The organism is Vreelandella hamiltonii, from assembly GCF_014651775.1.
Lineage (GTDB): Bacteria > Pseudomonadota > Gammaproteobacteria > Pseudomonadales > Halomonadaceae > Vreelandella > Vreelandella hamiltonii.
In genome coordinates this window covers 55663-62093 of record NZ_BMXN01000020.1, presented here as the reverse complement: position 1 = coordinate 62093, position 6431 = coordinate 55663, and the positions used below count along the sequence as shown (strand labels likewise).

At 62.6% G+C, this 6431-nt stretch carries 7 protein-coding genes; 5 read left to right on the top strand and 2 right to left on the bottom strand.

Features of this window, described 5'->3' with window-relative positions; translation table 11 throughout:
• Window positions 1–199 (top strand): hypothetical protein (locus IE091_RS18465; protein ID WP_229800852.1); only part of this gene is annotated, 199 nt, incomplete at its 5' end.
• 139 nt (window positions 200–338) lie between these two features.
• Here IE091_RS18465 and IE091_RS14615 read toward each other — a convergent pair.
• On the bottom strand, window positions 339–590 hold the full coding sequence (locus IE091_RS14615; protein WP_340162547.1) for an FCD domain-containing protein: 252 nt from the start codon (window positions 588–590) through the stop codon (window positions 339–341).
• A 156-nt stretch (window positions 591–746) separates the two neighbouring features.
• Between IE091_RS14615 and IE091_RS14610 the strand changes: the two genes are divergently transcribed.
• A complete protein-coding gene (locus tag IE091_RS14610) occupies window positions 747–2147 on the top strand; it encodes an amidase (protein ID WP_144980901.1) in 1401 nt (466 codons plus the stop codon).
• 168 nt (window positions 2148–2315) lie between these two features.
• Here IE091_RS14610 and IE091_RS14605 read toward each other — a convergent pair whose 3' ends face one another.
• Window positions 2316–3350 (bottom strand): LacI family DNA-binding transcriptional regulator, encoded by a 1035-nt coding sequence (locus IE091_RS14605; protein WP_189463978.1) that lies wholly within the window; start codon window positions 3348–3350, stop codon window positions 2316–2318.
• Window positions 3351–3536: 186 nt separating this feature from the next.
• Here IE091_RS14605 and ltnD point away from each other — a divergent pair, with 186 nt between their 5' ends.
• Genes ltnD through otnC form a run of 3 tightly spaced genes read left to right on the top strand, consistent with a single transcriptional unit; the run spans window position 3537 to window position 6423 of the window.
• Window positions 3537–4475 (top strand): L-threonate dehydrogenase, encoded by a 939-nt coding sequence (ltnD, locus tag IE091_RS14600; RefSeq protein ID WP_039175060.1) that lies wholly within the window; start codon window positions 3537–3539, stop codon window positions 4473–4475.
• Window positions 4472–5767: a 3-oxo-tetronate kinase gene (gene otnK, locus IE091_RS14595; RefSeq protein ID WP_189463977.1), complete on the top strand. Its 1296-nt coding sequence runs from the start codon at window positions 4472–4474 to the stop codon at window positions 5765–5767. The genes ltnD and otnK overlap by 4 nt, the downstream gene beginning before the upstream one ends.
• Window positions 5764–6423 (top strand): 3-oxo-tetronate 4-phosphate decarboxylase, encoded by a 660-nt coding sequence (gene otnC / locus IE091_RS14590; protein WP_189463976.1) that lies wholly within the window; start codon window positions 5764–5766, stop codon window positions 6421–6423. Before otnK ends, otnC begins: the two co-directional genes overlap by 4 nt.
• Window positions 6424–6431 lie beyond the last annotated feature (8 nt).

Genomic DNA, 6431 nt, shown 5'->3' with positions numbered 1-6431 from the left:
TGTTGGGCATGGCACTGTCTGGGTGAATGGCGATAATGGCTATATTGCCATGCAGGTCAGTGGGTTAGAAGTGCTTCCGGGGGCCGGTCTCACGGATTCAGGTAAGAGAAAGACGATAAAGCTTGTAGGAAATACGCTACTTCAATGTAAGTTTTATCTTATATGTAATATTGAAAATGAACTTTGTGTGGTTGTGTAATGCGATGGCGTTAAAGAGTAATGGGAGGTGTTGATAAGCAATGAACGTTTGGTGAAGCAATGCAACGCCGTTTTGCGGCATGATCAACGAGCGGCCCCATTTCCTGACAGAGAAGAGGGCCACTCATGCTTGTTCACCGTCAGCGCGTGGCTGCACTCAAGTCGCTGTCGCCTTCGTAGGTCAGGTTGGTTTCCCAGCTTTCACTGCTGACGGCAATGGCGGCGTGAATGCCTGCGCTATCACCTGCCTTGAAGGCCTTGTAAATCGCTTTGTGGTCTTTCAAGGCAGTTTCAGGAAGAGAGCGCATGGATGTTTCCAATGCTGCTTCGATCAGTTGCAGCAGCGTTTCTCCCACTCGAATCGTCATGGGATTATGGGTGCTGTGCAAGATGGCGCGATGGAAGGCAATGTCGTGTCGTGACGTTTGCTCGCCTGCTCGGATGGCTTCTCCGCACCGCCATCGGGGTGGCGACGCTGCCCGGCAATGCTGCGGTGGAAGTCGAAGCGATCTTTGAAGTGCGCTAAGTACCCCTTCGGAGGAGAACGCATGCAGGATTCAGTGATTTTTTTACCGTTACGTGAGCAGCGCGCGCGCCTGCGGGCTGGCACTCTCACCGCCACCGAGCTGGCCGAGGCTGCGATAGCGGCTTACCACCAGCGCGGCCAGCACGACCATGCCTATCTTACCTGGAACGGAGAGCAGGCGCTGGCGATGGCAAAGGCGGCCGATGTCGTGCTGGCACAGGGGGGCGATGCGGGGGCGCTCATGGGGATGGCGGTATCGATCAAGGATATCTACGCCGTGAAAGGGCTGCCGACGTATGCAGGCTCGGCCCAGCAACTTCCCAAGCGCTGGGAGCATTCAGGCCCGGTGGTGAGTGCGTTGCTGAAGCAGCTGCCTTCCGTCATGGGTAAAACCCATACCGTCGAGTTTGCTTTTGGCGGGTTGGGCACCAACGCCCATTGGGGAGCCCCGCGCAACCCCTGGGACGCGATGGCTCACCGCACGCCCGGCGGCTCCAGTTCCGGGGCGGGGGTGTCGCTGGTGGGAGGCACCGCCAGCCTGGCATTCGGTACGGATACCGCAGGCTCTGTACGTATCCCTGCTGCCATGACCGGCGTCGTTGGGCTGAAGACCACTGCCGGGCGCTGGTCCACGGAGCAGATCGTACCGCTCTCCAGCACGCTGGATACCCCAGGGCTGCTGGCGCGCCGAGTGGATGATATCGCTTTTGCGTTCGATGCCCTCGACCCGCTCCTGAGCGGCAGCGATAGCGGTGTTCCAGCGACCCCCTGTCTGGCGGGCCTGACCTTTGGCGTGCCGGAAACGTTTTTCTGGGACGACTGCAGCCCCGGTATTGCGGAAACGGTGCGCGCTGCAATCAAGCGATTGGAAGCTGCCGGTGCTCGGATCGTGACGCTGGAGCTGCCCGGTATCGATGAGGCGTATGAATTGTTCAAGCTGGGCGGGGTGGCAGCTGCGGAGCTGGCAGCGTTCCTGAAGAGTGAGTTGCCCGAGATGATCGACTCCCTCGACCCCAATGTCGCGGCTCGGGTGGCGGCAGCCGATACGATGCCTGCCTGGGAGTATGTGCGTCGTCGCACGATCCTGGATTCGCTCTATCAATCTGCCGCTGCGCGTATGGCGGATGTGGATGCGGTGCTGACCCCCACCGTGGCGATTACCCCGCCTACCCTGGAGAGTCTGCAGCCCGAAGGCGCATACCCCAAGGCCAATATGCACGCCTTGCGCAATACGGTCATTGCCAACTTTCTGGGGCTCTGTGCCTTGACGCTGCCGGTAGGAAAAGACGCCGAAGGCATGCCGGTGGGCCTGCAAGTGCTGGCCGGGCCATGGCAGGACGCGAAACTGCTGGCCATCGGGCAGGCCATTGAAAACGAGCTGGGCACAGGTCTGGACATTCTTGGCCAGCCGCCCGCAGTGTGACGGCCGGAGCTAGGCTTTGTACGAAAAGTCGGCGAGCGATGGCCAGACAAGGCAAAAATCGGCGAAAAGACGGAGTTTACAAGGTGTAAATGAGTACTTTGATCGGACTCGCGCACGAGCCGATTTTTAACGCCGTATGGGCGAGCGTAGGCAGTTTTCGTACAAAGCCTAAGTGCTCCCGCCTACCTGCAGCGTGAACCCTACATCGTGTTGGCGGCGGTAGACGTTTTTACCGCTTAGCCTGCGGATCAGCTCTTTGGCGGCCAGCCGCCCCATCTCTTCTCTGGGCGACAGAATGGTGGTGAGCGGTGGGGTAACGTGTTGGCCAAGGGGCAGGCCGTTGAAGCCGGCAATGGCGATGTCGCCCGGCACATCGAGCCCCTGGCGCTGCGCAGCCAGCAGCGCACCGGCGGCCAGGTCGTCGTTGGCGAAATGGATGGCCTGGGTGCGCGGGTAATGCGCCAGTACCTGGGCCAGGCTGTCTGCGCCCGCTTGCAGGCTGCCCAGCGTGTCCAGCTCCACCAGCGAGGCGTCCAGGCCGTGGGCCGTCAACACCGCCTTGTGCCCTTCGTAGCGCATGCCCGCTCGGTAATCCTGAGACAAGCGTGCGCCGACATAGACAATATAGCGATAGCCTCTGTCGATCAGGTGGGTAGCCATGCAGCGCCCCGCCGCCACGTGGTCCAGACCGACGTTCAAGTCCATGCCCTTGCCCAGCTCCATCACCTCCATGATGGGATGATCCCAGTTGTTCAGCAGGGTCTGGCAGGCGTGGTTATGGCGCAGCCCTGCGGTAATCAGGGCCGAGCATGACCAGCCCAGAAAAGTGCGCACTAACTGATATTCGCGGTCCAGGTCATAGTCGGTGTTGCCCAGCAGTATCTGATACCCCTCGGCCTCCAGAGTCTCTTGCAGCCCCTTGATCACTTCCACGAACACGGTGTTGATCAGGGAAGGCACGATGACGGCGATCAGCCTGGAGCGTGAGGAAGCGAGGCTGCCCGCCACCAGGTTGGGCACATAGCCCAACTGTTCCACGGCATCGAGCACGCGCTCTCGGGTCTGGTCGCTGACTTTCTCGGGCGTGTTCAGCGCCCGTGATGCGGTGATCGGCGAAACACTGGCCAATTCAGCCACCTGGCTGAGGGTGATCTGGTCCGTGCGGCGGCGTGCTCTCGCTGGGCTGGAAGCATCTTTAGACATTGGTCGCACGTCCCTATCGTTCAGCTTGTGATGAGAGAAAGAATAATCTAAAACGAATGTTAGCGCTATCATGACAGCGCTAACATATGCCGCCGTGAGCATGCCCTTGCGACCACGGCGCGCGGAATGCAGAACGATGCTGCAGTCAAAACAATATTTAAAATAACAACAGTGAGGTAGCCGCCGGTGAGTCACGATACACAGCAATCCCCGTCAGTCGGTGTGATCGGGTTAGGTGCCATGGGAATGGGCACCGCTACGGCGCTGCTGGAGCGCGGCTTCAAGGTCATCGGGTGCGATATTTCAGCGGCTGCCCGCGAAGCCTTCATCGCGGCCGGTGGGCACAGCGTGGCCACGCCGCAAGCACTGTCGGGGTGCGAGGTGGTGCTGGTCATCGTGGTCAATGGCCAGCAGGTGGAAGACGTGCTGTTTGGCGAGCAGGGCGTGGTGCCCCACCTTGCGCCCGGGAGTGTGATCGTGCAGTGCGCCACGGTAGCGCCCAGTCAGGCCAGGCAACTGGGTGAACGGCTGGCCGCAGCGGGCATGGCGATGCTGGATGCCCCTATCAGTGGCGGTGCCGCCAAGGCCAGAAGCGGTGATTTATCAGTGATGGCCTCTGGCCAGCCGGACGTGTTCAAGAAGGCCCAGCTGATACTGGATGCCATGGCCGCCAAAGTGTATCGCCTGGGCGACGCGCCAGGGGTGGGGTCCAGCATGAAGCTGGTCAATCAGCTGCTGGCCGGGGTGCATATCGCCACTGCCGCCGAAGCCATGGCGCTGGGCATCCGCATGGGCCTCGACCCCGAGGTGATCTATGAGGTGATCACCCACTCGGCGGGCAACTCCTGGATGTTCGAGAACCGCGTACCGCACATATTGAGCGGCGACTACACGCCGCTGTCTGCCGTCGATATCTTCGTCAAGGACCTCAATATCGTCCACCAGACGGGCCGTGAGCTGTCACTGGCCACGCCGGTGGCCGCCAGCGCATTGCAGCAATTTACCGCGGCCAGCGGTGCAGGCTTCGGGCGCGAAGATGACTCGGCGGTGATCAAGGTCTATCAACGCCTGTCAGGCATCGCCTTGCCAGACGCCGCCAACGATGCCGAGGGGGCAGCGTCATGAACCACCCACGGGTCGTACTGGGCGCCATCGCCGACGACTTCACCGGCGCCACCGATTTGGCCAATAACCTGGTGCGCGGCGGCATGCGCTGCCTGCAGGTGATCGGCGTGCCGCAAGAAGCGGTGGACCTTCGTGACATCGATGCCGTGGTGGTGGCGCTCAAGTCGCGCTCCTGCCCGGTGGAAGAGGCCGTGGCCGACTCCCTGGCTGCCCTCGATTGGCTGCGCGCCCAAGGCGCCCGACAGCTGTTCTTCAAGTACTGCTCCACCTTCGACTCCACCGACGAGGGCAACATCGGCCCCGTGGCCGATGCCCTGCTGGAGGCATTGGGCGCCGCTCACACCGTGATGGTGCCTGCGTTTCCGGTCAATGGCCGCACGGTGTACCAGGGGCACCTGTTCGTCGGTGACCGTTTGCTCAACGACAGCGGCATGCAGCACCACCCGATCACCCCCATGCAGGATGCCGATCTGGTCCGCGTGCTCTCCCGCCAAACACCTCACGCCGTGGGGCTGACCAGCCGTCAGGTGCTGGCAAAGGGCGCTGAGTCAACCCGCTCTCATCTGTCGACGCTCGCCGAGCAAGGCGTACGCCATGTGATCTGCGACACCCTGGATGAGCAGGATTTGGACGTGCTGGCCGAAGCCACCGTCTCGATGGCGCTGGTCACCGGCGGCTCCGGCCTGGGCCAGGCGCTGCCCGCGCAGTACCGAGCCCAGGGCTGGCTGGAGACGATCACCGAACCGGGGCGTTTAGCGCCTGCGGCGGGCGGGGCGCTGGTACTGTCGGGTAGCTGTTCACGGGCCACGCTGGCGCAAGTGGCGGATTTCATTGCCAAGCATCCCGACGGCGGTTTCGCGCTTGACCCGCTGGCGCTGGCAGAGGGCGAGCAGCAACGCCAGCAGGCGCTTGCGTTTGCGCGGCAACGGCTATCCGACAACGCGCCGGTCTTGATTTACGCCTCCGCCGATCCAGAAAAAGTGAAAAATGCGCAAGCCTCGCTCGGCGTGGAGCGAGCAGGGCACCTTGTTGAAGAGGCATTAGGCCAGTTGGCGGTAACGCTGGTGCAGGAAGGCGTGGGCCGGTTATTGGTAGCGGGCGGCGAAACCTCCGGTGCCGTGGTCTCCGCGTTAGGCGTGACGACCCTGCGCATCGGTGAGCAGATCGACCCCGGCGTACCCTGGACCCAGACCCCGTGGCCAGGCCGCGAGGCGCCGCTCTCGCTGGCGCTGAAGTCCGGCAACTTTGGCGGCGTGGACTTCTTCACCCGGGCCTTCGAGGTGCTGGCATGAGCACGCCCCTTCGCCACCGACATCAGAACGCCCTGCGCGAGCAGATCAGCACGCTCGGTAAATCCTTGTTCGACCGCGGCCTGACCATGGGCTCCAGCGGCAACATCAGCGTGCGGCTGGACGATGGCGGCTGGCTGATGACCCCCACCAACGCCTGTCTGGGGCGGCTGGACCCGGCCCGTATTTCGCACCTGGACCCCAAAGGCCAACTGCTCAGCAGTGATGCGCCCACCAAGGAGCAGTTCCTGCACATGGCCATGTACGACGAGCGCCCGCAGTCTGGCGCCATCGTGCACCTGCACTCCACCCACTCGGTGGCGGTGTCGTGCCTGCCGGGGGTAGACCCCTGCGACTGTATTCCACCGCTCACCGCCTATTACGTGATGCGGGTGGGCAAGCTGCCGCTGGTGCCTTATCACATCCCGGGCGACCCCCAGTTGGGCGAGGCGGTACGGGGCCTGGCAGGCAAGCACAGCGCGGTGCTGCTGGCCAACCACGGCCCGGTGGTGGCGGGCAAGACCCTCGAAGCGGCGGTGTATGCCACCGAAGAGCTGGAAGAGACCGCCAAGCTGTACCTGCTGCTGCGAGGCGAGAACCCGCGCGGGCTGACGCCGGAGCAGGTTGCCGAGCTGGAAGCGCGCTTTCCCAGGGATTAATGACGCAC

What these genes read in the sequence shown, in the direction of transcription:
- IE091_RS14610 (WP_144980901.1), top strand. Translation starts at nt 747, where the DNA reads ATGCAGGATTCAGTGATTTTTTTACCGTTACGTGAGCAGCGCGCGCGC.
- otnC (WP_189463976.1), top strand. Translation starts at nt 5,764, where the DNA reads ATGAGCACGCCCCTTCGCCACCGACATCAGAACGCCCTGCGCGAGCAG.
- otnK (WP_189463977.1), top strand. Translation starts at nt 4,472, where the DNA reads ATGAACCACCCACGGGTCGTACTGGGCGCCATCGCCGACGACTTCACC.
- IE091_RS14605 (WP_189463978.1), bottom strand. Translation starts at nt 3,350, where the DNA reads ATGTCTAAAGATGCTTCCAGCCCAGCGAGAGCACGCCGCCGCACGGAC.